This window comes from Plasticicumulans lactativorans (assembly GCF_004341245.1).
Taxonomy (GTDB): Bacteria; Pseudomonadota; Gammaproteobacteria; order Competibacterales; family Competibacteraceae; genus Plasticicumulans_A; species Plasticicumulans_A lactativorans.
Window position 1 is genome coordinate 36190 of the sequence record NZ_SLWY01000001.1, and the last position, 22990, is coordinate 59179.

21 protein-coding genes are annotated in these 22990 nt (G+C 72.2%); 8 read left to right on the forward strand and 13 right to left on the reverse strand.

Annotated features, from left to right (window positions below; translation table 11 throughout):
- Nucleotides 1-57: 57 nt before the first annotated feature.
- The 4 genes from EV699_RS00160 to EV699_RS00175 form a co-directional block, all read right to left on the reverse strand.
- A complete protein-coding gene (locus EV699_RS00160; protein ID WP_132537926.1) occupies nt 58-867 on the reverse strand; it encodes an ABC transporter permease in 810 nt (269 codons plus the stop codon).
- Nucleotides 857-1813, reverse strand: coding sequence for an ABC transporter permease (locus tag EV699_RS00165; RefSeq protein ID WP_243662508.1), 957 nt, complete (start codon nt 1811-1813; stop codon nt 857-859). Before EV699_RS00165 ends, EV699_RS00160 begins: the two co-directional genes overlap by 11 nt.
- The gene (locus tag EV699_RS00170; protein ID WP_132537927.1) at nt 1810-2844 is read right to left on the reverse strand and encodes an ABC transporter ATP-binding protein; all 1035 of its coding nucleotides are present in this window, start codon (nt 2842-2844) and stop codon (nt 1810-1812) included. Before EV699_RS00170 ends, EV699_RS00165 begins: the two co-directional genes overlap by 4 nt.
- Nucleotides 2845-2946: 102 nt before the next feature.
- The gene (locus EV699_RS00175) at nt 2947-4104 is read right to left on the reverse strand and encodes an ABC transporter substrate-binding protein (protein ID WP_424450007.1); all 1158 of its coding nucleotides are present in this window, start codon (nt 4102-4104) and stop codon (nt 2947-2949) included.
- A gap of 229 nt (nt 4105-4333) precedes the next feature.
- Here EV699_RS00175 and EV699_RS00180 point away from each other — a divergent pair, with 229 nt between their 5' ends.
- The gene (locus EV699_RS00180; protein WP_132537928.1) at nt 4334-5767 is read left to right on the forward strand and encodes a Do family serine endopeptidase; all 1434 of its coding nucleotides are present in this window, start codon (nt 4334-4336) and stop codon (nt 5765-5767) included.
- Between the two features lie 14 nt (nt 5768-5781).
- Here EV699_RS00180 and cysE read toward each other — a convergent pair whose 3' ends face one another.
- A complete protein-coding gene (cysE, locus tag EV699_RS00185; RefSeq protein ID WP_132537929.1) occupies nt 5782-6591 on the reverse strand; it encodes a serine O-acetyltransferase in 810 nt (269 codons plus the stop codon).
- An 83-nt stretch (nt 6592-6674) separates the two neighbouring features.
- On the opposite strand from cysE, the gene EV699_RS00190 reads away from it, so the two are divergent.
- The 3 genes from EV699_RS00190 to EV699_RS00200 are packed head-to-tail and all read left to right on the forward strand — an operon-like array spanning nt 6675 to nt 8255.
- Nucleotides 6675-7088 (forward strand): hypothetical protein, encoded by a 414-nt coding sequence (locus tag EV699_RS00190; RefSeq protein WP_132537930.1) that lies wholly within the window; start codon nt 6675-6677, stop codon nt 7086-7088.
- Nucleotides 7089-7128: 40 nt separating this feature from the next.
- Nucleotides 7129-8040 (forward strand): NAD(P)-dependent oxidoreductase, encoded by a 912-nt coding sequence (locus tag EV699_RS00195; RefSeq protein ID WP_132537931.1) that lies wholly within the window; start codon nt 7129-7131, stop codon nt 8038-8040.
- A complete protein-coding gene (locus EV699_RS00200; protein WP_132537932.1) occupies nt 8037-8255 on the forward strand; it encodes a DUF2970 domain-containing protein in 219 nt (72 codons plus the stop codon). The genes EV699_RS00195 and EV699_RS00200 overlap by 4 nt, the downstream gene beginning before the upstream one ends.
- A 10-nt stretch (nt 8256-8265) precedes the next feature.
- Here EV699_RS00200 and EV699_RS00205 read toward each other — a convergent pair whose 3' ends face one another.
- From EV699_RS00205 to ppk2, 5 genes are all read right to left on the reverse strand, one after another.
- Entirely contained in the window at nt 8266-8454 is a 189-nt protein-coding gene (locus tag EV699_RS00205; protein WP_132537933.1) for a PEP-CTERM sorting domain-containing protein, read from the reverse strand.
- Between the two features lie 161 nt (nt 8455-8615).
- A complete protein-coding gene (locus EV699_RS00210; protein WP_132537934.1) occupies nt 8616-9368 on the reverse strand; it encodes a metal-dependent hydrolase in 753 nt (250 codons plus the stop codon).
- 67 nt (nt 9369-9435) lie between these two features.
- Nucleotides 9436-10506 carry a DUF2333 family protein gene (locus EV699_RS00215; protein WP_132537935.1) on the reverse strand — a complete coding sequence of 357 codons (1071 nt, stop codon included), beginning with the start codon at nt 10504-10506 and terminating at the stop codon, nt 9436-9438.
- Between the two features lie 167 nt (nt 10507-10673).
- Nucleotides 10674-12848, reverse strand: coding sequence for a malate synthase G (locus EV699_RS00220; RefSeq protein WP_132537936.1), 2175 nt, complete (start codon nt 12846-12848; stop codon nt 10674-10676).
- A gap of 181 nt (nt 12849-13029) precedes the next feature.
- Entirely contained in the window at nt 13030-13872 is an 843-nt protein-coding gene (ppk2, locus tag EV699_RS00225) for a polyphosphate kinase 2 (RefSeq protein WP_132537937.1), read from the reverse strand.
- 207 nt (nt 13873-14079) lie between these two features.
- Between ppk2 and ovoA the strand changes: the two genes are divergently transcribed.
- Complete coding sequence (gene ovoA / locus EV699_RS00230) at nt 14080-16482, forward strand: 5-histidylcysteine sulfoxide synthase (protein WP_132537938.1); 2403 nt, start codon at nt 14080-14082, stop codon at nt 16480-16482.
- Between the two features lie 67 nt (nt 16483-16549).
- Here ovoA and EV699_RS00235 read toward each other — a convergent pair whose 3' ends face one another.
- Both EV699_RS00235 and EV699_RS00240 read right to left on the reverse strand, forming a co-directional pair.
- Nucleotides 16550-16933 (reverse strand): hypothetical protein, encoded by a 384-nt coding sequence (locus EV699_RS00235; RefSeq protein ID WP_132537939.1) that lies wholly within the window; start codon nt 16931-16933, stop codon nt 16550-16552.
- Nucleotides 16934-16966: 33 nt separating this feature from the next.
- The gene (locus EV699_RS00240) at nt 16967-17215 is read right to left on the reverse strand and encodes a DUF1272 domain-containing protein (protein ID WP_132537940.1); all 249 of its coding nucleotides are present in this window, start codon (nt 17213-17215) and stop codon (nt 16967-16969) included.
- Nucleotides 17216-17417: 202 nt separating this feature from the next.
- On the opposite strand from EV699_RS00240, the gene EV699_RS19775 reads away from it, so the two are divergent.
- The gene (locus EV699_RS19775) at nt 17418-17567 is read left to right on the forward strand and encodes a hypothetical protein (RefSeq protein ID WP_165903967.1); all 150 of its coding nucleotides are present in this window, start codon (nt 17418-17420) and stop codon (nt 17565-17567) included.
- Nucleotide 17568: 1 nt separating this feature from the next.
- Nucleotides 17569-18594: a ChuX/HutX family heme-like substrate-binding protein gene (locus tag EV699_RS00245; RefSeq protein ID WP_132537941.1), complete on the forward strand. Its 1026-nt coding sequence runs from the start codon at nt 17569-17571 to the stop codon at nt 18592-18594.
- 18 nt (nt 18595-18612) lie between these two features.
- Here the strand turns inward: EV699_RS00245 and uvrA are convergent, their stop codons facing one another.
- A complete protein-coding gene (gene uvrA, locus EV699_RS00250) occupies nt 18613-21438 on the reverse strand; it encodes an excinuclease ABC subunit UvrA (protein ID WP_132537942.1) in 2826 nt (941 codons plus the stop codon).
- 71 nt (nt 21439-21509) lie between these two features.
- Between uvrA and EV699_RS00255 the strand changes: the two genes are divergently transcribed.
- On the forward strand, nt 21510-22895 hold the full coding sequence (locus tag EV699_RS00255; protein WP_132537943.1) for an MFS transporter: 1386 nt from the start codon (nt 21510-21512) through the stop codon (nt 22893-22895).
- The last annotated feature ends 95 nt before the right edge of the window (nt 22896-22990 follow it).

Consider the following 22990-nt stretch of genomic DNA (forward strand, 5'->3'; position numbering starts at 1 on the left):
GGGCGCCCCGGCCGCGGTGGCGGGGCGGCGGTGGGAAGAGGGGGGCATCGTCGCGCCTCAGCCGTTGCGCCCGCCGGCGTCCGCGTCGTCGCGGGTCGCGCGGTAGGCGAGCAGGATCGGCACGGCGGTGACGAGGATCACGGCGACGGCGACGACATTGGTCACCGGCCGGTCGCGCGGCCGGAACAGTTCGTTCATGAACCAGATCGGCAGCGTGCGCTCGTGCCCGGCGGTGAAGGTGGTGACGATGATCTCGTCGAAGCTCAAGGCGAAGGCGAGCATGCCGCCGGCCAGCAGCGCGGTGGCGAGCTGCGGCAGCACCACGTAGCGGAAGGTCTGGAAGCCGTCGGCGCCGAGGTCCATCGAGGCCTCGATCAGGCTGCGCGGGATGCGCCGGAAGCGCGCGAGCGCGTTGTTGTAGACGACCACCACGCAGAAGGTCGCGTGGCCGGTGACGATGGTCCAGAACGAGGGCTCGACTTCGGCGAGCTTGATCGCCGACAGCAGCGCGATGCCGGTGACGATGCCCGGCAGCGCGATCGGCAGGATCATCGCCAGCGTCACCGCCTCGCGGCCGAAGAAGCGCGCGCGCGCCATCGCCGCGGCGGCCATCGTGCCGAGCACCAGCGCCGCGGCGGTGGCGCTCGCCGCCACCTGCAGCGACAGCCACAGCGCCTCGCGGATGTCGGCCCGCGACCACGCCACCTCGAACCAGTGCAGCGTCAGCCCCGGCGGCGGGAACTGGTAGGTCTTGTCCTCGGTGGTGAAGGCGTAGAGCACGATGATCAGCAGCGGCACGTGCAGGAACGCGAGCCCGCCGAAGGCGGCGAGCCTGAGCCAGCGCGAGGCGCGGCCGTCAGAGCGCATCGAAGGCCCCGAGGCGCCTGGCGAGCGCGAGGTAGGCGGCGATCAGCAGCACCGGCACCACCGAGAACGCCGCGGCGAGCGGCACGTTGCCGGCCGTGCCCTGCTGCACGTAGACCATCTGGCCGATGAAGAAGCCGGGCGTGCCGACCACGCCGGGGATGATGTAGTCGCCGAGCGTCAGCGAGAAGGTGAAGATCGAGCCCGCGACCACGCCGGGGAAGGCGAGCGGCAGCACCACGTGGGCGAAGGTCTGCCGCGGGCGCGCGCCGAGATCGGCCGAGGCCTGCAGCAGCGAGCCCGGCACGCGCTCCAGCGCCGCCTGCACCGGCAGGATCATGAACGGCAGCCACACGTAGGTGAACACCAGGAACATGCCGAGATAGGACGACGACAGCGTCGGCCCGCCGACCAGCGGCGTCGCCAGCACGGCCTCCAGCACGCCGCCGAGGCCGAGCTGCGCGCACACCCAGGCGACGATGCCTTCCTTCGCCAGCAGCAGCCGCCACGCGTACACGCGCACCAGGTAGCTCGACCACAGCGGCAGCATCACCGCGAGGTACATCGCCGCCTTCATCCGGCCGCGCGCGTGGAAGGCCATGAAGTAGGCGATCGGGAAGCCGATCAGCGCGCAGGCGAGCGTCACCGCCACGGCCATCGCCAGCGTGCGCAGCACGATGTCGATGTGCGCCGGCGCGGAAAAGAGCGCGACGTAGGTGTCGAGCGTCAGCACGCGCTCGATCTGCCCGGTGAAGTCGTTGAAGGTGTAGAAGCTCTGCAGCAGCAGCGCGAACAGCGAGCCCAGGTAGACGATGCCGAACCACGCGAGCGGCGGCAGCAGCAGGAGCAGCAGCAGGAGCCCGCTGCGGCGGTAGAGCAGGTTCGACAGCCGCCGCCCGATGCCGCCGCGCCGCGGCGGCGTCGAGTCGAAGGCCGGCGCGGCGTTCACGCGCCCTCCCCGCCGTCGAGGACGTGCATCGCCGCCCGCGGCCAGCTGAGCCGCGCCGGCGCGCCGACGCCGGGCAGCGGCGCGGCCGGCGCGCCGTAGCTCGGCACCAGCGCGGTGAGCCGCCCGCTGCCGGCGACCTCGACCTCGAAGCGGCTGTGCGCGCCGAGGTACTGGATGTCGACCACGCGCCCGTCGAGCGCCACCGCATCGGCGGCGGGCGCCGCCTCGGGCGTGCTCACCGCGATGCGCTCCGGGCGGATCGAGAAGGCGCCGGCGCGGCCCAGCAGGCGCTCGGCGACGCCACCCTCGACCACGTTCGAGGTGCCGACGAAGGTGGCGACGAAGGCGGTCGCCGGTGCCTCGTAGAGCCCGCGCGGCGTGTCGATCTGTTCGATGCGCCCGTGGCGGAACACCGCGACGCGGTCCGACATCGACAGCGCCTCGCCCTGGTCGTGGGTGACGAAGATGAAGGTGATGCCGAGCCGGCGCTGCAGCGCCTTGAGCTCGCTCTGCATCGCCTCGCGCAGCTTGAGGTCGAGCGCGCCGAGCGGCTCGTCGAGCAGCAGCACGCGCGGGTGGTTGATCAGCGCCCGCGCCAGCGCGACGCGCTGGCGCTGCCCGCCGGACAGCTCGCCCGGCCGGCGCCGGCCGAAGCCGCCGAGCTTGACCAGTTCGAGCATCGCCTCGGCCTGGCGCAGCCGCTCGGCGCGCGCCACCTTCTTCACCATCAGCCCGTAGGCGACGTTGTCGGCGACGTTCATGTGCGGGAACAGCGCGTAGTCCTGGAACACCGTGTTGACGTCGCGCTCGTAGGGCGGCACGCCGGCGGCCTCGCGGCCGTGGATCAGGATGCTGCCGGTGCTCGGCTGCTCGAAGCCGGCGATCAGCCGCAGCGTCGTCGTCTTGCCCGAGCCGGAGGGGCCGAGCATCGAGAAGAACTCGCCGTCGGCGACGCGAAAGCTCAGCTCCTCGATCGCGTGCACGCTGCCGTAGCGGCGGCTGACCCGCACGAACTCCACCGCGGTGCTCACCGCCGTGCCCCCGCGTTCCGCGCCGTCCCGCGACGGCGCAGCGCGTGCACGGGGTGCGGCGGCGGCCGCTTGCGCTCGCCTCGCATGTCGGCGCGCCCCGCGTCAGCGACCGCCCATGATCGCGATGTAGTCGGTGGTCCAGCGGCTGTAGGGGACGCAACTGCCCTGCGTCGCGCACTTCGCCTGCGGGGTCTTCCAGAAGTGGATCTGCGCCATGTTGCCGATGCCGTTGGTCGCGCAGCCCTCCTTGCCGAGCAGCTCGCTCGCGCCCTCGCAGGCCCTGGGCACGGCCGGCACCGAGCCGAACCACGCGGCGACGTCGCCCTGCACCTTCGGCGTCAGCGACCACGCCAGCCAGCGGTAGGCGCAGTTCGGGTGCTTCGCCTCGGCGTGCAGCATCGTCGTGTCGGCCCAGCCGGTGGCGCCTTCCTGCGGCACCGTGCTCGCGACCGGCTGCGCGTTGCCCTTGAGCGTGTTGACCTGGAACGGCCACGACCCCGAGGCGACGATGCCCTCGGAGGTGAAGTCCTGCACCTGCACGTTGGCGTCGTGCCAGTAGCGCTGGATCAGCGGGTGCTGGCGGCGCAGCACCTCCAGCACCGCCGCGTACTGTTTCTCGTTGAGTTCGTACGGGTCCTTGATGCCCAGCGCGGGGTTCCTGTGCATCAGGTAGAGCGCGGCGTCGGCGATGTAGATGGCGCCGTCGTAGGCCTGCACGCGGCCCTTGTTGGGCTTGCCGTCCGGCAGTTCCTGCGGCTCGAAGACCACGCTCCAGCTCTTCGGCGCCTCCTTGAACACGGCGCTGTTGTACATCAGCACGTTCGGCCCCCACTGGTAGGGCGTGCCGTAGTGCTTGCCGTCGACGGTGTGCCAGGGCGCGTTCTGCAGCCGCGCGTCGACGCCGTCCCAGCCGGGGACGCGCGCCGGGTCGATCGGCTGCACCTTCCTGCCGTAGATCAGCCGCAGCGAGGCGTCGCCCGACGCGGTGACGAGGTCGTAGCCGCCCTGGTTCATCAGCGACACCATCTCGTCGGAGGTGCCGGCGGTCTTCACGCGCACCTTGCAGCCGGTCTCGGCCTCGAAGGGCGTCACCCAGTCGTAGGCCTTGTCGGTGTCGCCGCGCTCGATGTAGCCGGGCCAGGCGACGATGTCGAGCGCGCCTTCGCCGGCGCCGGCCTCCGGGGCCGCGGCCGCCGCCGTCTGCGCGAGGGCGAGCGCCAGCAGGGTGAGGGAGGGCATCACGAGGGGTTTGCAGGCCATGGGGTTCGTCTCCGTCCGCAGTCGTCATCGGCTGGGCCGGACCCTGTCGGGCGGGCGCCGGCTCGTTCACCGCCCGCGGCACGCGTGCCGCGCGCAGGGCTCGTGATGAGTTTTGTAGAGCTTTGCCAAAACACCAGTGCGGCGGGCGTCTTAAGGTTCGGCTAAGGCGACCGGTGCACGCTCTCGTCATGCCCGGACCGCAGCGGTCCGCTCACGAGAGGAATACGCCATGCAAGCGAAGAGGTTCTCCCGCAGCATCATCGCCGCCGCCGTGCTGGCGGCGCTCACCGCCGGTTACGCGCCGCTGCGCGACACGCTGGTGAGCGAGGCGCACGCCGCCACCTCGGCCGCCCCGGCGGTCAGCGGCCTGCCCGATTTCAGCAGCCTGGTCGAGCGCTTCGGGCCGGCGGTGGTGAACGTGTCGGTGGTCCGCGATGGCACGCGCGACGAACGCGCGCAACTGCAACGCGACGACCCGATGTACGAGTTCTTCCGCCACTTCCCGGGGCTGGTGCCGCCGCCGTCATCGTCGGTGTCGCCGTCGCGCGGCCTCGGCTCGGGTTTCATCGTCGATGCCGACGGCGTGATCCTGACCAATGCCCACGTCGTCGACGGTGCCACCGAGGTGCGCGTGAAGCTCACCGACCAGCGCGAGTTCCCGGCCAAGGTGATCGGCAGCGACCGCCAGACCGACGTCGCCGTGCTGCGCATCGACGCCCACGGCCTGCCCACCGTGAACCTCGGCGACGCCGCCGACACGCACGTGGGCGAATGGGTGCTGGCGATCGGCTCGCCGTACGGCTTCGAGAACACGGTGACCGCGGGCATCGTCAGCGCCAAGTCGCGGCAGCTGCCCGACGAGACCTACGTGCCCTTCATCCAGACCGACGTGGCGGTGAACCCCGGCAACTCGGGCGGCCCGCTGTTCAACCTCAAGGGCGAGGTGATCGGTATCAACTCGCAGATCTACAGCCGCACCGGCGGCTACCAGGGGCTGTCGTTCGCGGTGCCGATCGACGTCGCGATCCAGGTCAAGGACCAGTTGCTGCGCGACGGTCACGTCAGTCGCGGGCGCCTGGGCGTCAGCGTGCAGGCGGTCGACCAGGCGCTCGCCGATGCCTTCGGCCTGGGGCAGCCGCACGGCGCGCTGGTCGGCGAGGTCGACCCGGACGGCCCGGCGGCCCATGCCGGGCTCAAGCCCGGCGACATCATCGTCGCCCTCGACGGCAAGCCGCTGGAGCGCTCCGGCGACCTGCCGATACGGATCGCCGAGCAGAAGCCGGGCACGCGGGTCACGCTCGAGGTGTGGCGCCAGCGCGCGGCGCACGCGATCCCGGTGACGCTCGGCGAAGTCCCCGACGCGCGCGTCGCCGGCGGCGATGCGGCGGCCGGGGAGGGGGGCCTGGGGCTCGCGCTGCGGCCGCTGAGCCCGCAGGAGCAGGCCGCGCTCGGCGTGCCGAACGGGCTGCGCGTGGAGGCGGTGCGCGGCGCGGCGGCGCGCGCGGGGGTGCAGCCGGGTGACGTGGTGCTGGCCGCCAACGGCACGCCGGTGAATTCGGCCGAGCAGCTCAAGCGCCTGCTGCCGCCGCCCGGGCAGCCGCTCGCGCTGCTGGTGCAGCGCGGCGGGGCGACGCTGTTCCTGCCGGTGCAGCCGGCGGGCTGAACCGTGGGGCCGGCTCAGTTCTCGGCGATGTGGTGGTCCATGGTGCGCGAGGGCTCCTCCTCGTGGCAGCGGCAGACCACCCGCGCCGGCACGCCGACCACGGTGCAGTGCGGCGGCACCGGGTCGAGCACGACGCTGCCGGCGCCGACCTTGGCGCCGGTGCCGACCTCGATGTTGCCGAGGATGATGGCGCCGGCGCCGATCAGCACGCCGGCCCGCACCTTGGGGTGGCGGTCGCCGGATTCCTTGCCGGTGCCGCCGAGGGTGACGCCCTGCAGCAGCGAGACGTTGTCCTCGACCACCGCGGTCTCGCCGACCACGAGCCCGGTGGCGTGGTCGAGCAGGATGCCGCTGCCGATGCGCGCGGCGGGGTGGATGTCGACCGCGAACACCTCGGAGATGCGGTTCTGCAGGAACATCGCCAGCGCCTCGCGCCCTTCGCGCCACAGCGCGTGCGCGACGCGGTAGGCCTGGATGGCGTGGAAGCCCTTGAAGTACAGGAGCGGCACCGAGTAGCCCTTGCAGGCCGGGTCGCGCTCCAGCACCGCGCGGATGTCGGCGCGCACCTCGTCGAGCAGCCCGGGGGTGTTGTGCAGGGTCTCCTGGATCACGTCGCGGATCATCATCGCCGGCACCGTCGGGCTGCCGAGCTTGTTGGCGAGGCGGTAGCTCAGCGCCGAGCCCAGGCCGCGGTGGTTGAGGATGGTGGCGTGGAAGAAGCTCGCGAGGAGCGGTTCGGTACGGGTGGACTGGCGCACCTCGTCGAGGATGGCTTCCCAGAGGGCGTCTGCGGCGCCCAGGACGCGGCTCGGGATGGTCTGCATGGTGGTTCGACCTCGCGGTGCTGCCGGCAGGAGGGCGCGGGCCCTAGAATGTAAAGCCTTGTGGCCCGACCCGGACACTGCCGATGATACTCGTGGTTCTGCTGCTTGTGATCGCGCTCGGCGCGTGGTGGTGGCTGTCGAGCCACCATGACGCCGCGCTCGTCCAGTTGCAGGAGGCGGGTTTCCAGGCCGACGTGCGCTTCGACGACGCCGTCAACCCGGTGCTGCTCGACACCCGTGCGCGGCGCATCGCGGTGCTCGCGGTGCCGACGCCGCGCGTCTACGACTACGCGCAGCTCAGCGCCTGGGCGCTCAAGGCCTGGGAGCGGCCCGGCGGCAGCGATCGCAGCGAGCCGCGCGTGGACCACGAGCTGATCCTGCGCCTGAACGATCCGGAGCACCCGCACGTGCGCCTCACCGGCTTCGACGCCGCCACCGCGCGGCGCTGGCTCGAGCAGCTGGAGCGCGAACTGCCGCAGGCGCGGCAGGCGCCCTGAGCCCACCCTTTCCACCCCGACCCCGGAGGTTCCAGTCACGATGCCCGCCCTTTCCGGCACTACGATCGGCTTCATCGGCCTCGGCCTGATGGGACGCCCGATGGCACTGCACCTGCACCGCGCCGGCGCGACGGTGGTGGTGTGCAACCGCTCGCAGACCGTCGTCGACGCCCTGGTCGCCCAGGGCCTGCAGGCGGCGGCCACGCCGCGCGAGGTTGCCGCGCGCACCGACACGGTGATCCTGATGCTGCCCGACACGCCGTCGGTGGAGACGGTGCTGTTCGGCGCCGACGGCGTACTCGCCGGCCTGCGCCCCGGCGCGCTGGTGATCGACATGGGCACCACGGCGGTGCTCGCCACGCGCGAGTTCGGCCGGCGCGTGCGCGAGGCCGGCGGCGACTACCTCGACGCCCCGGTGTCGGGTGGCCAGGTCGGCGCCGAGGAGGCGACGCTGACCATCATGGTCGGCGGCAGCGACGCCGCCGTGGTGCGGGCGCGACCGCTGCTCGCGGTGCTCGGCAGCCGCCTGACCCACGTCGGCGAACTCGGCGCCGGGCAGGTGGCCAAGGCGGCGAACCAGGTGATCGTCGGGCTCACCATCGGCGCGGTGGCCGAAGGGCTCGCGCTGGCGCAGCGCGCCGGCGTCGACCCGGTGCGCGTGCGCGAGGCGCTGGTCGGCGGCTTCGCCGCCTCGCGCATCCTCGAACTGCACGGCGAACGCATGGTGAGCGGGCGCTTCGCCCCCGGCGGGCGCGCCACGGTGCAGCACAAGGACATGAGCCAGGCGCTCGAGCTGGCGCAGGCGCTGGGGCTGGAGCTGCCGGCGACCGCGCTCAACCGCGAGCTCTACGCGCGCCTGATCGCGCTCGGCGAAGGCGGGCTCGATCACAGCGCGCTGTACCGGCTGATCACCGGCGCCGCCGGCACGCCGGCGGAAGGGGCCGGACGATGAGCCGCGAGGAGTCCGGCGGCGCACCGAACCTGTGGCAGGTGGTCAAGAGCGTGCTGTGGTCCTTCCTCGGCGTGCAGAGCGAGCGCAACCGCGAGCGCGACTTCAGCCGTGGCAAGCCGGTGCACTTCATCGTCGTCGGCGCGGTGATGACGCTGCTGTTCATCCTGCTGCTGTGGGGCGTGGTCCGTCTGGTGCTGAGCGCGGCAGGCGTCTGAGCCGCGGCGTTCAGCGCTTGCGGCGGAACAGCGCGAGGCAGGCGAGGCCGAGGCCGATCAGCGCGACCAGCGTGGGTTCGGGGATCGCGTGGACGTCGCCCGGCAGCGTCGGATCGGCCCAGGCCGGGGAAGCGGACGCGATCAGCGCCAGGGTGACGCTGCTCCAGTTGCCGGTGCCCTTCGTGCTTGCGCTACCCATCGCCTTGCCACTGCCGCTGCGTCCGGACGCCACGCTGGCGTCCAGACCTCGCTGCAGGTAGCAAGCAAGAGTCGCGCCCGCCAGGACAAATCCTTGCCGATCATCAGCCTGCGCGTGCCTTCCCCTGCGGCACGGTTAAGAACTGTAAGAGGTATTGACACCTATTGCAGTTTGTGAAGCGCGTCGCCCAGCAGCGTCAGCCCGCCTTCGAACCAGCCGTGCGCCGGCCAGGCGCGCTGCTGCAGCGTGTGCAGCAGGCGCTGGTCGGTCAGGGCCTCCCACAGCAGCGGCGCCGGCGGGGCGAGCGACCACAGCAACGCCGCGGCGGCGTAGACCGCGAGGGTCGCCAGCGGCTGGCGCGGATCACCCAGCGACAGCGCGGTGCCGAAAGAGCGCTTCAGGCGCCGACCCAGCAGGTCGACGCTGAAGCACTCGTCGAGCAGCAGGTGGACGAGAAAGCCGAAGCCGATGAACAGCCCGGCGAGCCAGGCGGTGGTGGCGCTCGCGCCGAGCCCGCGGTGCACGCCGACCACGGTGGCGAGCGCGAACACCGCCGCCGCCGGCAGCGAGTGCACCAGGCCGCGGTGCACGGTGTAGCGGTTGACCAGCCCGAACACGCCGTGGCGCAGCAGCCCGTAGGCGGCGCACCAGAGCACCGCGAGCTCGGCGAGCGAGTGCTTCGGTGCGGCCACCAGCATCGCCGCGAAGGCGCCGAGCAGGGCGACCAGCGTGAAGGCGACACGCCCGGGGATCGAGCTTTCGAGGTCGATGTCGGGGAGCAGGCCGCCGACGGTGCCGAGCGCCCAGCAGGCCGTGGCGAGTTCGCGCGGCAGCACGCCGCCGACGGTGAGGGCGGTCGCGGCGACGCCGCTGAGGGCTGCGGCACCGATCAGATGGGTGTGGAAGTTGGCCAAGGTGGGAAGGTGACGGGCGTGGGGCCGCGCCGGCGCGAAGCCCGGCGCGGCGGGTGGGGGACGGTTCTCAGCCCTGGGCGATCAGGCTGCGCAGGTCGATGATCGCGGCGTTCGCGCGCGAGATGTACGAAGCCATGATCAGCGAGTGGTTGGCGACGATGCCGAAGCCGGTGCCGTTGAGGATCAGCGGGCTCCACACCGGCTGCTGGGTGGATTCGAGCTCGTGGATGATCTGGCGCAGCGAGACCACCGCGTTCTTGCCCACCAGCACGTCGCGGAAGTCGATCTCGATCGCGCGCAGCGTGTGGATCAGCGCCCAGCAGTAGCCGCGTGCCTCGTAGAAGTTGTCGTCGATCTCCAGCCAGCCGGTCTGCACGCGCATCAGCTCGGGGGTGGTCGTCGACTGGTGCGCGGCCGGGTCGCCGGCGAGGTTGGTGTTCACGCGCTCCTGGCCGACGCTCGCCGACAGCCGCTGCGAGTACGAACCCAGGCGCTTCTCGACCGTCGCCAGGTAGTCGCGCAGGTTGTCGGCGCGGGTGAAGAACTGCCCGTCATGGATCTTGTCGTCGGCGAGGCGCGTGAGGTAGCTCTTCAGCGCCGCGATGCCGGCGCGGTACTCCGACTCGCTCGACGGCAGGATCCAGCTGTTGTTGTCGAAGTTGAAGCGTGGCTCGGCCGCCTGCAGGTCGCGGTCCTCCACCGACTGCGTCTGCGCCCGCGCGAAGTCGTTGCGCAGCGCCCGCACCACGTCGCGCAGCTCGGTGAGCACGCCGAATTCCCAGTTCGGCATGTTGTCCATCAGTACCCCGGGCGGGGTCCTGTCGTTGCTGAGGTAACCGCCGGGCTTGTCGAGCAGGGTCTCGGCGGTGTGCACCACCACCGCGGTGGTCAGGAAGCCGGGTACCAGCTTGTTCGCGTCGCCGTTCGCCGCCGCGAGCGCGATGGCGCGCACGTCGAAGGGGGCTGGCTTGTTGTCCCAGATGAACCACAGCACGCCGACCACTACCACGTAGGTCGCGAGCATCAGCCCCGCGGTCCACATCAGCCCTTTCTCGCGCCAGGTGCGCGGGTGATACACGTACAGCAGCCGGTCGATACCCGCTTTCGACGAACCGGCGATCTTGTCGAATCCACTCATGGTGGTTCTCCCTGTTGCTCGAAGTGCGACGCTTCATGGTGGGGGCTGCGGGGGGCGATGCAAGCCCCGCAGGCCCGCGCATGAGACTGGACGGACGCGCGCGCGTTCCGGGGCGGGCAAGAAAAACCCGGCGCGGGGCCGGGTTTCGGGGGCGCTGGCGGGCGGGTTCAGCCGCGCGCCTTCGCCTTCAGCTCCAGCCGGCGCTTGTGCAGGTGCGGCTCGGTGTAACCGTTGGGGGTCGTGCGGCCGAGGAGCACCAGGTCGAGCGCGGCCTGGTAGGCGATGCCGTCGAAGCCCGGCGCCATCGGCCGGTACAGCGGGTCGCCGGCGTTCTGGCGGTCGACCACCGCCGCCATCCGGCGGAAGGTCTCATGCACCTGTGCCTCGGTGACGATGCCGTGGTGCAGCCAGTTGGCGATGTGCTGGCTGGAGATGCGCACCGTGGCGCGGTCCTCCATCAGGCCGACGTCGTCGATGTCGGGCACCTTCGAACAGCCCACGCCCTGGTCGATCCAGCGCACCACGTAGCCGAGGATGCCCTGGGCGTTGTTGTCGAGTTCCTGCTGGATCTCGGTGGCCGTCCAGTTCGGCTGCGCGGCGACCGGTGGCGTGAGGATGGCGTCGAGGCTCGCGCGCGGGCGGCTGGCGAGCTCGGCCTGGCGCGCCGCCACGTCGACCTGATGGTAGTGCATCGCATGCAGCGTCGCCGCGGTGGGCGAGGGCACCCAGGCGGTGCTGGCGCCGGCGCGCGGGTGGGCGATCTTGCGTTCGACCATCGCCTTCATCTCATCGGGTATCGCCCACATGCCCTTGCCGATCTGCGCGCGCCCGCGCAGCCCGCAGAGCAGGCCGGTGTCGACGTTCCAGTCCTCGTAGGCCTTGATCCACGTGGTGTCCTTCATGTCGCCCTTGCGGACCATCGGGCCGGCTTCCATCGAGGTGTGGATCTCGTCGCCGGTGCGGTCGAGGAAGCCGGTGTTGATGAACACCAGGCGCTCGCGCGCGGCGCGGATGCACTCCTTGAGGTTCGCCGTGGTGCGGCGCTCCTCGTCCATGATGCCGAGCTTGACGGTGTTGCGCGGCAGGCCGAGGGCAGCCTCGACACGGTCGAACAGCGTGACCGCGAAGGCGACCTCGTCCGGGCCGTGCATCTTCGGCTTGACCACGTACATCGAGCCCTTGTGCGAGTTCTTCAGGCGCCCCAGGCCCTTGAGGTCGTACAGCGCGATCAGCGTGGTGATCATCGCGTCGAGGATACCCTCGGGGACTTCCTCGCCGGCGGCGGTGAGGACCGCGGGGGTGGTCATCAGGTGGCCGACGTTGCGCACGAACAGCAGCGCGCGGCCGGGCAGCGTCAGCGGCTGGCCGTCGACGCCGGTGTAGCGGCGATCCTCGGCGAGCGAGCGGGTGACCGTGCCGGTGCCCTTTTCGAACTCGGCGCTCAGGGTGCCCTGCATCAGCCCCAGCCAGTTGGCGTAGACGCCGGCCTTGTCCTCGCCGTCGACCGCGGCGACCGAGTCCTCGCAGTCCTGGATGTTGGTGATCGCCGATTCGAGCACCACGTCCTTGACCCCGGCCGGGCTCTGCTTGCCGACCGGGTGCGCGCGATCGAGCTGGATCTCGACGTGCAGGCCGTGGTGGCGCAGCAGTACGGTTGTGAGCGCGCCACCCTGTTCGATGTAGCCGACGAAGGTGGCCGGATCGGCGAGCCCGGTGCGGCTGCCGTCCTTCAGCACGGCGACCAGCGTGCGACCGTCGCGGCGGTACTCGACGACCTCACCGTGGCGGCCGGCGGCGAGCGGCGCGGCCTCGTCGAGGAAGGCGGCGGCGTAGGCGATGACCTTGTCGCCGCGCACCGGGTTGTAGCCCTTGACCTTCTCGGCGCCGCCGGTCTCGGGAATCACGTCGGTGCCGTAGAGCGCGTCGTACAGCGAGCCCCAGCGCGCGTTGGCGGCGTTCAGCGCGTAGCGCGCGTTGTTGACCGGCACCACCAGCTGCGGGCCGGCGACGTTCGCGACTTCCGGATCGACGTTCTCGGTCGTGATCTGGAAGTCGGGCCCTTCGGGCAGCAGGTAGCCGATCTCGCGCAGGAAGGCCACGTAGGCGGCGTGGTCGTGCGCCTGGCCGCGGCGCGCGACGTGCCAGGCGTCGATCTGCGCCTGCAGGGCGTCGCGCCGGGCGAGCAGTTCACGGTTGCGTGGTGCCAGTTCGCCGACGATGGCGTCGAGCTTCGTCCACACGTCGTCCGGGGCGATACCGGTGCCGGGGGCGATGCGATCCTTGACCAGATCGTAAAGCGGCTTGGCGATTCGCAGCCCGCCGATGGCAACGCGCTCAGTCATCTGGGAGTCTCCGGATTCTAGGAATGTGCAGGCATCGGCGCCGCGGGCGTCAGGGCGGGGCGCGCGAAGGCGGGCATTTTCGCCGCTCGCTCCGGGTGTTGCAATGCGAAACCCGGCCGCAGCACCGGCACGCTGCCGTCAAAATGGCAGGTCGCCCGCCCTCTGCCGGCTGCGGCGCCGCTCAGTAGGGCATCGGGACGAAGCGGAACTCGTAGCGCGATTCCTGGTAGTCCTTGGGCTTCTGGCGCTTCGGCAGCGTCACCTTCTCACGCGGTGCGGACTCGTAGGGCACCTGGCTCAGCAGGTGGTGGATGACGTTGAGCCGCGCGCGTTTCTTGTCGTCGGAGTGCACGCAGTGCCACGGTGCCCAGGAGGTGTCGGTGGCGGCGATCATCTCGTCGCGCGCCCGCGAGTAGTCGTACCAGCGGCTGTAGGACTTGAGGTCCATCGGCGAGAGCTTCCAGATCTTGCGCCCGTCGTCGATGCGCGCCGTCAGCCGCCGCGTCTGCTCCTCGGGCGAGACCTCGAGCCAGTACTTGAGCAGGATGATGCCGGAATCGACCATGGCCTTTTCCACCATCGGCGCGCCGGTGAGGAAGCGCTTGACCTCGTCCTCGGAGCAGAAGCCCATCACCCGCTCGACGCCGGCGCGGTTGTACCAGCTGCGGTCGAAGATCACGACCTCGCCGGCCGCCGGCAGGTGCGGGATGTAGCGCTGCCAGTACAGCTGCGACTTCTCGCGCTCGGTCGGCGCCGGCAGCGCCACCACGCGGAACACGCGCGGGCTGACGCGCTCGGTGATCGCCTTGATCGTGCCGCCCTTGCCGGCGCCGTCGCGGCCCTCGAAGACGACGCAGACCTTGAGGCCGCGGTGGATGACCCATTCCTGCAGGCGCACCAGCTCGATGTGCAGGTCGCGCAGTTCCTTTTCGTAGAAGCTGTTCTTGAGCTTGCCTTCCTTGTTGAAGCGATCGGCATCGGGACGGGCGGCTTCGTCGCCGTTTTCAGCTTTCTTCTTGGCCATGTTGCAGGGTGTCTCCGCAGTATCTTGAAACGGTCGGTGTGGCCGGACGGCTTGCGTCGCGCGCCACGACTGTCGAGTCTAGTGGGCGCCGTGCGGCGCGTCGCGTGGTCTCGCGCAAGCGAACCGCAGCGGCCGCTGCGCATCCGATGACCAGAGCCCGGCACCGAACGGGCCGTCGAACCCGATCCCGAACAGAGAGGAGCCGGCATGCAAGTCGCAACCCCCGAGCCCGAAGCGGTCGCCGAACCCTGGCGCCGCAACCTGCGCGGTACGCTCGATCGCGTGTTGAACGGCCCGCGCCCGGATTGGTGGTGGACCGGCCGTCACCCCGACGCCTGCCCCGGGCGCCGCGCCGACGGCACCCTCACCTCGCTGCCGCTGCCGAACCTCGCCACCTGCACGCGCGAGTCGGTGCGCGACTACTTCGACAACACCTGGACGCTCACCGAGGTGCTGTTCTCCGGCCTGCGCGGGGAGGAGGCCTTCTTCCGGCCGCCCTACCACCACCTGCGCCACCCGATGATCTTCTACTACTGCCATCCGCCGGCGCTCTACATCAACAAGCTGCGCGTGGCCGGGCTGATCCCCGAGGCGCTCAACCCCTACTTCGAGCGGCTGTTCGAGACCGGCGTGGACGAGATGCGCTGGGACGACATGTCGAAGAACGCGATGGCGTGGCCGTCGCTCGACGAGGCCCACGCCTATCGCCGACAGGTCTACGCGCGGGTGCGGCAGGTGATCGACACCCACCCGGGGCTCGCCCCGGGGCACGCGCCGGTCACCCAGGCGCACCCGCTGTGGGCGCTGTTCATGGGCTTCGAGCACGAGCGCATCCACCTCGAAACCTCGGCGGTGCTGATCCACGAACTGCCGCTCGCGCTGGTGCAGCGCCCGGCGTGCTGGCCGCACCTGCACCCGTCGGCGCAGCGCGACGCGCCGGCGACGTTCCCGCCGCGCGCGGGCGTCGATTACCCGGTCGGCGAGTTCGTCGACGTCGCCGGCGGCACGCTGCGCTTCGGCAAGCCGGCGGACTGGCCGAGCTTCGGCTGGGACAACGAGTACGGCGAGCGCAGCGTCGCGCTGCAGCCGTTCCGCGCCGGCCGCCGCCTGGTGAGCAACGGCGAGTTCTACGCCTTCGTGATGGACGGCGGCTACCGCGAGGCGCGCTGGTGGAGCGAGGCGGGCTGGGCCTGGCGCGGCTTCCGCAACACCAAGTGGCCGACCTTCTGGGTGCCCGACGGCCCCGCCGGCCTGCACCGCTACAAGCTGCGCACGCTGTTCGAGACCATCGAGATGCCGTGGAACTGGCCGGTCGAGGTCAACGCGCACGAGGCGCAGGCCTACTGCGCGTGGCAGAGCGCGCGCGACGGCGTGCCCTGCCGCCTGCCGAGCGAGGCCGAGCACCAGGCGCTGCGCGAGTGGCCGCCGGGCCCGCCGCGCGACCCGGTGCAGGAACTCGACGGCGTCGCGCTGGCGCGCGAGACCGGCTGGAACCTCGGCCTCGCCTGGGGTTCGTCGAGTCCGGTCGGCGCCGGCCGGCCGACCGGCGCCGGCGTGCACGACGTCTTCGGCAACGTCTGGCAGTGGCTGGAGGACCACTTCAACCCGCTGCCGGGCGCGCGCGTGCACCCGTACTACGACGACTTCAGCACGCCCTGCTACGACGGCCAGCACCAGATGATCCTCGGCGGCTCGTGGGTGTCGACCGGCGACGAGGCGAGCCGCTGGGCGCGCTTCCACTTCCGCCCGCACTTCTACCAGCACGCGGGCTTCCGCCTGGTGCAGGCCGCGCACGACGGCGGCGCGGTGCGCCTCGACCACGCCGGCGCGGCGAGCCAGGTCTACGAGGACGCGCAGACCCTCAACGACTACCTGCTACTGCATTACGGCGCCGCCGCGGAGCAGATGCCGTGGGCGTTCGGTCCGGCCGGGGTCGCCGGCTTCCCGCAGCGCTGTGCGCACTGGCTGCTCGACGGCGCGCGGACCTTCGGTGTGGCCACCGGCCGCGCCCTCGACGTCGGCTGCGCGGTGGGGGGCGCGACGTTCGAACTCGCCCGCGAGCACCGCGAGGTGCTCGGCGTGGACCTGAGCCGGGCCTTCGTCGACGCCGCCGAGGCGTTGCGCCGCGACGGCGAGCTCGGCTACTGGCGCAAGGACGAGGGCGCGCTCGGCGCCACCCTGCAGGCGCGCGTCGACCCCGCCATCGAGCGCGGGCGCGTGCGCTTCCGCCAGGCCGACGCCTGCTCGCTGCCGGCGGAGCTGGTCGACTTCGACGCCGTGCTGCTCGCCAACCTGCTGTGCCGCCTGCCGAGTCCGCGCTCGCTGCTCGGCCGCCTGGGCGGCCCGCGCGGGCTGGTGCGCGTCGGCGGGCTGCTGGCGATCTTCTCGCCGTACAGCTGGCTCGACACCTTCACGCCGCCGGAGGCCTGGCTCGGCGGCGCCGAGCGCGACGGCCGCCCGCAGCGCAGCGCCGAGGTGCTGCGGGCGCTGCTCGGCGAAGAGGGTTTCGCGCTGCGCCGCGAGGCCGAGGTGCCGCTGGTGATCCGCGAACACGCGCGCAAGTACCAGTACATCGTCACCCACGCCACGCTCTGGCAGCGCGAGCGCTGACGGCGGGGGCGACGGGGCAGGGCGCCGCGGCTGCGTCAGGCGGGGGCGGCCGGGTGCGGCGCCGGCACTACGCGCCCGCGCGGTGGAACAGCCACGGCGCGAGCGCGAGCCAGGCGAGGAACAGCGGCCACAGCCGCCCGGCGCGCAGGTCGTAGTCGCGCAGCAGCGCGCGCCACGGCAGCCCGCGCCCCCAGTGCCCGAAGCCGAACTCGAAGGCCACCGTCAGCACGAGCCACAGCAGCCCGACCGCGAGCGCCTGCGCGGCCGAGGCCGGCGGCCACGTGCGCACCACCAGCGCGATGTACGCGCCGAACACGACGATGGCGGTGAGCGTGGAGCACTGGTGCGCGCGCCGTTCGCCCATGCGCCTGGCGTAGCCGAGCTCGCGCAGCGCGCCGTTGGCGATCGCGAGCGGGATCATCGCCAGCCATGCGAGCAGGTAGCGGCCCATGGCGTCCGATCGCGATAGTGGAGGGCCACCGGCTCAGGTGGGGCCGGTGCAGCCGCCCGGGCGCAGCACCCGCGTGGTCGAGGCCGGGAAGCGTGCCAGGCGGTCGGCGGGGCGGCGCGGACGCGTCACCAGCTCGCCGCCGCAGTTCGGGCAGCGGCCCTGCAGCACGCCGTCGGCGCAGCTCGCGCAGAAGGTGCATTCGAACGAGCAGATGCGGGCATCGGCGGCATCCGCGGGCAGGTCGCGGTCGCAGCATTCGCAGTTCGGGCGCAGTTCCAGCATCGGGGTCTCTCCGCTTCGGCACGCGGACTCCAAGCGTAGCGCCGCGCCAGCGGGGCTGTCGCGGGGTGCGCACGGCGCCATGCTTTTCAAACGAGAATAATTCTCATATAGTCGATCGCGTCGCTCAGCCAGCCAACGCCGCCCTCTCTCCCGGCGATCGCCAGCCCTGCGCCCACCCCCACGTGCGTACAGGAGCTAGTCGATGCTGCCCAAGGGTCCCTGCCTGTTGTTCGTCGACGGTCGTCTGCGGTTGCTGCGCGACTGCGCCGCGCCGCCGGGCCAGCCGCACCCGCTGCTGCACGCCTACGGGCGTCCGCCGCAGCCCGCCGCACCGCGGCGCAAGGGGCGCTGAGATGGGCGCCCGCATCGTCTGGCACCCGGCCGCACTGCGCCGCTTCGGCGCGCAGGCGCTGCCGCCCGCGGTGGACGCGGCGGGCGTCGACGCCGCCGCGCGGTTGTCGCCGGCGGCGGTCGTCGCGCGCGGCTGCGGCGGGCCGATCACCCGGCTCGACGGCCGCTGGGCGGCGCTGCTGCGCGCGCTGCCGGTGTTCCCCGATCTCACCGCGACGGTACAGGACGGCGCGCTCTACCAGGTGGCGCGCGGCCGGGCGAGCGCGGTCGAGGTGGGGGCGGCGGGGGGCTACATCGGCGGCCCCGGCCTGGACCTGCGCGTGTTCACCGCGAACTGGGCCTACGGTTTCGCCGCGGCCTACGACAACCCCGACGGGCCGCTGCGCATGCTGGCGTTCTTCGACGCCGCCGGCGAGCCCGCGCTGGGCCTGCGGGTGGGCACGGCGCGTGGCAGCGCGACCTTCGATGCGCTGGTCGCCCGCCACCGCCATGCCAACCAGCAGCCCGGGGTGCGCCCGCTGGCGGTGCCGACACCGCCGCCGGTGGCGCTGCTGCCGAGCCCGCCGGCGCGGCTCGGCGCCGAGTGCTACCCGCTGTTCAGCGGGGCGGCGCTGGGCCGGCAGCAGGCGCTGCAGGCGGCCGGGCCGAGCCTCGCCCGCGCCGTCGATCCGCGCTGCATCGGCTGCCTGCTGCGCATCGCGAGCGAGCAGCGGCGCGAGCTCGCCTGGCTCGCCGGCACCCCCGGCGCGCTGCTCGGCCACGCCGGCGCGATCACCCGCGTGACCCGCGAGGGCGACCGGCTGCGCCTGGGCGGCTGCGGTTTCCTCGGCGAATTCGACCCCGACGCGATCGCCCACGCCTGGGTGGTGCACCGGCCGGAGCGGGCGCAGGTGCGCACCACGCTGGAGCTGTACCGGCGCGACGGCCGCCTGCTCGCCGCGCTCACCGCCGCCGGCAGCGCGCCGGGCGGCGGCGAGTGCGTGGTGTGGCGCGCGCTGCTGCTCGGCCTGCCGGGGGTGCTGCACTGAGGCGGCGGGCGCGCGCCGTCAGCGCGCCAGCACCTCACGCAGGAAGCGCCCGGTGTGGCTCGCCGGGCAGGCGGCGACCTGCTCCGGCGTGCCGGTGACGACGACCTCGCCGCCGCGCGTCCCGCCTTCGGGGCCGAGGTCGACCAGCCAGTCGGCGGTCTTGATCACGTCCAGGTTGTGCTCGATCACGATCACCGTGTTGCCGTGCTCGCGCAGGCGCTGCAGCACCGCGAGCAGCTGCGCGACGTCGTGGAAGTGCAGCCCGGTGGTCGGTTCGTCGAGCACGTAGAGGGTGTTGCCGGTGTCGCGCTTGGCGAGTTCGCGGGCGAGTTTGACGCGCTGCGCCTCGCCGCCCGACAGCGTGGTGGCCGGCTGGCCGAGGGTGGCGTAGCCGAGGCCGACGTCGGCCAGGGTTTCGAGCCGGCGCTGCAGCGCCGGCACCGCGGCGAAGAACGGCAGTGCCTCCTCGATGGTCATGCCGAGCACCTCGGCGATGTTGCGGTGCTTGTAGCGGATGTCGAGGGTCTCGCGGTTGTAGCGCGCGCCGTGGCAGACGTCGCAGGGCACGTAGACGTCGGGCAGGAAGTGCATCTCCACCTTCACCAGACCGTCGCCCTGGCAGGCCTCGCAGCGCCCGCCCTTGACGTTGAAGCTGAAGCGCCCCGGCCCGTAGCCGCGCGCGCGCGCCTCGGGCACGCCGGCGAAGAGCTCGCGGATGGTCGTGAACAGCCCGGTGTAGGTGGCCGGGTTCGAGCGCGGCGTGCGCCCGATCGGGCTCTGGTCGATGGCGACGACCTTGTCGAAGTGTTCGAGCCCGGCGATGCCGCGGCACGGCGCCGGCTCGTCGGCGCTGCCGTTCAGCACGCGCGCGGCGCTCGCGAGCAGGGTGTCGTTGACCAGCGTGCTCTTGCCCGAGCCCGACACCCCGGTGACGCAGGTGAACAGCCCCACCGGCAGTTCGACGTCGATGTCCTTCAGGTTGTTGCCGCGGGCGCCGTCGATGCGCAGCAGCCGCGCGCGGTCGGGCGGGGTGCGTCGCGCCGGCACGGCGATGCGCGCGCGCCCGGCGAGGTAGGCGCCGGTCAGCGACTCGGCGTGCGCCATCACCTCGGCCGGCGTGCCCTGGGCGACGATGCGCCCGCCGTGCACGCCGGCGCCGGGGCCGAGGTCGACGACGTGGTCGGCGCCGCGGATGGCGTCCTCGTCGTGCTCGACCACCAGCACGGTGTTGCCGAGGTCGCGCAGCCGCGCCAGCGTGCCGAGCAGGCGCGCGTTGTCGCGCTGGTGCAGGCCGATGCTGGGTTCGTCGAGCACGTACATCACGCCGACCAGGCCGGCGCCGATCTGGCTCGCCAGGCGGATGCGCTGCGCCTCGCCGCCGGACAGCGTCTCGGCGGCGCGGTCGAGCGTCAGGTAGTCGAGGCCGACATCGACCAGGAAGCCGAGGCGCGCATCGACCTCGCGCACGATGCGCGCGGCGATCTCGCCGCGGCGGCCGGCGAGCGCGAGCCCGGCGAGCGCCGCGCGCGCCGCGTCGATCGGCAGGCGCGCGAGCTCGGCGAGCGTGTACGGCCCCACCCAGACGTGGCGGGCGGCGCGGTTGAGGCGCGCACCGCCGCAGGCCGGGCACGGGCGGTTGCCGAGGTAGCGCGCCAGCTCGTCGCGCACCGCCTGCGATTCGGTCTCGCGGTAGCGGCGCTGCAGGTTGTTGACGATGCCCTCGAAGGGGTGGCGGCGGACCGTGTTCGCGCCGCGCTCGCTGACGTAGTGGAAGTCGATCGCCGTGGTGCCGCTGCCGTAGAGCAGCACCTCGTGCACCTCGGCGGGCAGTTCGGTCCACGGCCGTTCGGGGTCGAAGCCGTAGTGCGCGGCGAGCGAGGTGACCAGCGACCAGTAGTAGGGGTTGCGGCTGTCCCACGAGCGGATCGCGCCGGCGGCGAGCGAGCGCTCGGGGTGCACCACCACCCGTGCCGGGTCGAAGAACGGCTGCACGCCGAGCCCGTCGCAGCTCGGGCAGGCGCCGTGCGGACTGTTGAACGAGAACAGCCGCGGCTCGAGCTCGGGCACCGCGTAGCCGCACTCGGGGCAGGCGTAGCCGGCCGAGAACAAGAGCGGCGGGCGCTGCGGGGCGTCGAGCGAGGCCACCACGGCGATGCCGCCGGCGAGCGCGAGCGCGGTCTCGAAGGACTCCGCCAGGCGCTGGCCGAGGTCGGCGCGCACCTTCAGGCGGTCCACCACCACCTCGATGGTGTGCGCCTTGCGCGGGTCGAGCGGCGGCGGGTCGTCGAGCTCCACCACCTCGCCGTCGATGCGCGCGCGCAGGTAGCCCTGCGCCTTCAGCTCCTCCAGGCGCCTGGCGTGCTCGCCCTTGCGCCCGCGCACCACCGGCGCGAGCAGCAGCACGCGCTCGCCCTCGGGCAGCGCGAGCACCTGGTCGACCATCTGGCTGACGGTCTGCGCGTCGAGCGCGATGTCGTGGTCGGGGCAGCGCGGCTGGCCGGCGCGCGCGTAGAGCAGGCGCAGGTAGTCGTGGACCTCGGTGATGGTGCCGACGGTCGAGCGCGGGTTGTGCGAGGTGCTCTTCTGCTCGATCGCGATCGCCGGCGACAGCCCCTCGATGTGGTCGACGTCGGGCTTCTCCATCAGCGCGAGGAACTGCCGCGCGTAGGCCGACAGGCTCTCGACGTAGCGGCGCTGGCCCTCGGCGTAGAGGGTGTCGAAGGCGAGCGAGGACTTGCCCGAGCCCGACAGCCCGGTGATGACGATCAGGCGTTCGCGCGGCAGGTCGAGGTCGAGGTGCTTGAGGTTGTGGGTGCGCGCGCCGCGAATGCGGATGCAGTCCATCGAAAGTGTCCGGGCGGGGGGCGGCTGGTACTATACGGCCCTCGTTTTCGCGGAGGCAAAAAGGCACACCCATGAGCAAGCACCTGGCTGGTGAGGCGATGACCGCGCAGGAGGCCCGCATCGCGGCCTGGCTCGCGGGCGTGTTCAGCCTGCGCATCGTCGGCCTGTTCATGATCCTGCCGGTGTTCGCGCTCTACGCCGAGCACCTCGACGGCGCCACGCCGGCGCTCGCCGGCCTCGCCATCGGCATCTACGGCTTCTCGCAGGCGATCTTCCAGATTCCCTTCGGCCTGCTGTCGGACCGCCTCGGGCGCAAGCGCGTGATCGTCGTCGGGCTCCTGGTCTTCGCCGCCGGCAGCGTGCTCGCCGGCGTGTCGCACTCGATCTGGGGGGTGATCGCCGGGCGCGCGCTGCAGGGCGCCGGTGCGATCTCGGCCGCGGTGATGGCGCTCGCCGCCGACCTCACGCGCGAGGAGCACCGCACCAAGGTGATGGCGGTGATCGGCGTGTCGATCGGCGTCGCCTTCGCGGTGTCGATGGTCGCCGGGCCGGTGCTCGAAGGGCTGATCGGCGTGCCCGGCATCTTCTGGCTCACCGCCGGCCTCGCCCTCGGCGGCATCGCCGTGGTGCGCTACTGCGTGCCCGACCCGCTCGACGCGCGCCTGCACCGCGACACCCAGCCGGTGCCGGCGCAGTTCCGCCGCGTGCTGGTCGACCCGCAGCTGCTGCGCCTCGACCTCGGCATCTTCGTGCTGCACCTGGTGCTCACCGCGACCTTCGTCGCCGTGCCGCACGCGCTGGTCGAGCAGGCCGGGATCCCGGTCAACCGCCACTGGGAGATCTACCTGCCGACGATGGTGCTCGGCATGGCGGCGATGGTCCCGTTCGTGATCATCGGCGAGAAGAAGCGCCGGCTGAAGCAGGTGTTCGTCGGCGCCGTCGCCCTGCTCGCGCTGGCCGAGCTGGGGCTGGTCGCCTTCCACGCCGGCGCGGTCGGCATCTCGCTGGTGATGTTCCTGTTCTTCACCGCGTTCAACCTGCTCGAAGCCACGCTGCCCTCGCTGGTCGCGAAGATGGCCCCGCCCGACGCCAAGGGCACGGCGATGGGCTTCTACGCCAGCATGCAGTTCCTCGGCGCCTTCTGCGGCGGCGCCGCCGGCGGCTGGATCCGCGGGCACTACGGCCTGAGCGCGGTGTTCGAGTTCGGCGTCGTCGCCACGCTGGTGTGGCTGGCCGCCGCCTGGACCATGAAGAACCCGCGCTACCTGTCGAGCTACCTGCTCAACACCGGCCCGCTCGACGAGTCCGCCGCCGCCGAGCTCGCGCGCCGCCTCACCGACATCCGCGGCGTCGCCGAGGCGGTGGTGATCGCGAGCGACGGCGTCGCCTACCTCAAGGTGGACCGCCACGCCCTCGACGAGCCGGCGCTGCTCGCGCACTCGCGCCTGCCGGCCTGAACCTTCGCGCTGCCGCGGGTCTCACCCGGCGGCAGGGTGTGGCAAAGTGGCCCCATCCCCCTGGATTCCGCCCCTCAACGTTTCGGAGCACACGC

Bases quoted from the DNA above. Each gene is read 5' to 3' on its own strand.
- EV699_RS00235 (WP_132537939.1), bottom strand. From the start codon at position 16,933: ATGGGCCGCTACCTGCTCGCATGGCTGGCGATGATCCCGCTCGCGATC.
- EV699_RS00240 (WP_132537940.1), bottom strand. From the start codon at position 17,215: ATGCTGGAACTGCGCCCGAACTGCGAATGCTGCGACCGCGACCTGCCC.
- EV699_RS00200 (WP_132537932.1), top strand. From the start codon at position 8,037: ATGAGCCGCGAGGAGTCCGGCGGCGCACCGAACCTGTGGCAGGTGGTC.
- EV699_RS00160 (WP_132537926.1), bottom strand. From the start codon at position 867: ATGCGCTCTGACGGCCGCGCCTCGCGCTGGCTCAGGCTCGCCGCCTTC.
- EV699_RS00195 (WP_132537931.1), top strand. From the start codon at position 7,129: ATGCCCGCCCTTTCCGGCACTACGATCGGCTTCATCGGCCTCGGCCTG.
- EV699_RS19775 (WP_165903967.1), top strand. From the start codon at position 17,418: ATGCTGCCCAAGGGTCCCTGCCTGTTGTTCGTCGACGGTCGTCTGCGG.
- ovoA (WP_132537938.1), top strand. From the start codon at position 14,080: ATGCAAGTCGCAACCCCCGAGCCCGAAGCGGTCGCCGAACCCTGGCGC.
- EV699_RS00190 (WP_132537930.1), top strand. From the start codon at position 6,675: ATGATACTCGTGGTTCTGCTGCTTGTGATCGCGCTCGGCGCGTGGTGG.
- EV699_RS00205 (WP_132537933.1), bottom strand. From the start codon at position 8,454: ATGGGTAGCGCAAGCACGAAGGGCACCGGCAACTGGAGCAGCGTCACC.
- uvrA (WP_132537942.1), bottom strand. From the start codon at position 21,438: ATGGACTGCATCCGCATTCGCGGCGCGCGCACCCACAACCTCAAGCAC.
- cysE (WP_132537929.1), bottom strand. From the start codon at position 6,591: ATGCAGACCATCCCGAGCCGCGTCCTGGGCGCCGCAGACGCCCTCTGG.
- EV699_RS00245 (WP_132537941.1), top strand. From the start codon at position 17,569: ATGGGCGCCCGCATCGTCTGGCACCCGGCCGCACTGCGCCGCTTCGGC.
- EV699_RS00255 (WP_132537943.1), top strand. From the start codon at position 21,510: ATGAGCAAGCACCTGGCTGGTGAGGCGATGACCGCGCAGGAGGCCCGC.
- EV699_RS00220 (WP_132537936.1), bottom strand. From the start codon at position 12,848: ATGACTGAGCGCGTTGCCATCGGCGGGCTGCGAATCGCCAAGCCGCTT.
- ppk2 (WP_132537937.1), bottom strand. From the start codon at position 13,872: ATGGCCAAGAAGAAAGCTGAAAACGGCGACGAAGCCGCCCGTCCCGAT.
- EV699_RS00175 (WP_424450007.1), bottom strand. From the start codon at position 4,104: ATGGCCTGCAAACCCCTCGTGATGCCCTCCCTCACCCTGCTGGCGCTC.
- EV699_RS00215 (WP_132537935.1), bottom strand. From the start codon at position 10,506: ATGAGTGGATTCGACAAGATCGCCGGTTCGTCGAAAGCGGGTATCGAC.
- EV699_RS00180 (WP_132537928.1), top strand. From the start codon at position 4,334: ATGCAAGCGAAGAGGTTCTCCCGCAGCATCATCGCCGCCGCCGTGCTG.